This is a genomic window from Sphaerochaeta sp. S2, assembly GCF_016406725.1.
In the GTDB taxonomy this organism is placed as follows: Bacteria; Spirochaetota; Spirochaetia; order Sphaerochaetales; family Sphaerochaetaceae; genus Sphaerochaeta.
Map to the genome: position 1 here is coordinate 1 of NZ_JAEKNT010000454.1, position 1,569 is coordinate 1,569.

A 1,569-nucleotide genomic window follows, 5' to 3' on the forward strand; every position below is an offset into this window, starting at 1 on the left:
CGGTCAATGCGGTCAAACCGGTTCGTCCACCTTCAACAACACCACTGGAAGATTCAACAAATGTGGTAACGGTTGAGGTTCCGAGGATTGCACCTACAGTGGTTCCGATTGCATCAGCGAACAGTGCTTCCTTACAGTTGGGGATGGATCCATCATCCTGGATCATGTCAGCCTTGGTGGCACAACCGATCAGGGTTCCAACTGTATCGAACATATCTACAAACAAGAAGGTGAAGACAACAACGATGAAGTCAACACTCATGATATTAGTGAATTCGAATGGGAAGAAGTAAGGGGCTGGGGGAAGATAAGAGCCACCCTTGTATGCGGTAATTCCAAAAGGAATGCCGATAATGGTGGTAACGATAATACCAATCAGGAGGGCACCGTTTACCTTGTGGGCCAAGAGGATACCGGTAATGATCAAGCCAATCATGGCAAGGCCAGGAGCTCCCATGAACCAGTCAGCATTCAGAGCAACCAAAGTAGCTCCATCAACGATGATACCAGCGTTCTGCATACCAATGAAGGCAATGAAGAGGCCGATACCAACTCCGATTGCACGTTTTAGGTTGGCCGGAATACTATTGACAATTGCCTCACGGATATTGGCAGCGGTGAGGATCAAGAAAATGATACCTTCAACGAATACTGCCGTGAGGGCGAACTGCCATGTGTAACCCATACCGAAAACGACGGTGTAGGTAAGGAAGGCGTTCAGACCCATGCCTGGGGCAAGAGCGAATGGTAGATTGGCCAACAGGGCCATTACCAATGTTGCGATTGATGCAGCAATTGCAGTTGCAGCAAATACTTTGGAGAAGTCCATTCCGGATTCGGAAAGGATGCCTGGGTTGACGGCAAGAATGTAAGCCATAGTTAAGAAGGTAGTAATACCTGCCATGACTTCAGTCTTGACGGTCGTTTTTCGTTCTTTGAGCTTGAAAAACTTTTCCATCGATGCACTCCTTGCAGATGTTTTGGTTGATACCATTCTAACCTATCTGTATGAAATCGTACAGAAAAATCGTTACATTTGTTATATAACCAAATTATGGGGTACAATTTTGGGAATCTGGCTAATTTATTACGAGAAATTTTGCTATATAGCGAAAAAAATTCAATTCACTATCAATACAAATTCTTAATTATACTGTATAAATACTAAGAAAATTTATCCTTGAAGAATTATCGTGAAGTGATACACTGATAGAAAGACGTTGCAGAATGTTGCAGAAGGAGCTCGTATGATTACGAAGAACATAGTGCAGGAAGTAATAGAAACTGCAGCAAGACGGAAAAAAGCCGACTTGTGCATTACGAATGCCCATATATTGGATGTATATAACAAGGAGTGGTTTGAGGCAGACCTCCTGATTCGGTCCGGATACATTGCTGGATTTGCTGAATGTGGACAAGGAGAAGCTGATACAACCGTTGACGCTGAGGGACGCTATCTCCTGCCTGGCTTTATTGACAGTCATGTGCATATTGAATCCAGTCATGCCACCCCTGAGGAGTTCTCCAATCTCGTGGTTCCCTGTGGAACCACCACAGTAATCGCAGACC

Annotated in this window: 2 protein-coding genes; one reads left to right on the top strand and one right to left on the bottom strand. The window is 44.6% G+C overall.

Annotated features, from left to right (window positions below; translation table 11 throughout):
• Positions 1–958, bottom strand: a 958-nt coding sequence (locus JF818_RS13035; RefSeq protein WP_198892423.1) for an NCS2 family permease, incomplete at its 3' end; no start/stop codon positions are given.
• A 289-nt stretch (positions 959–1,247) separates the two neighbouring features.
• On the opposite strand from JF818_RS13035, the gene JF818_RS13040 reads away from it, so the two are divergent.
• On the top strand, positions 1,248–1,569 hold a 322-nt coding region (locus JF818_RS13040), incomplete at its 3' end, for an amidohydrolase family protein (protein WP_198892424.1).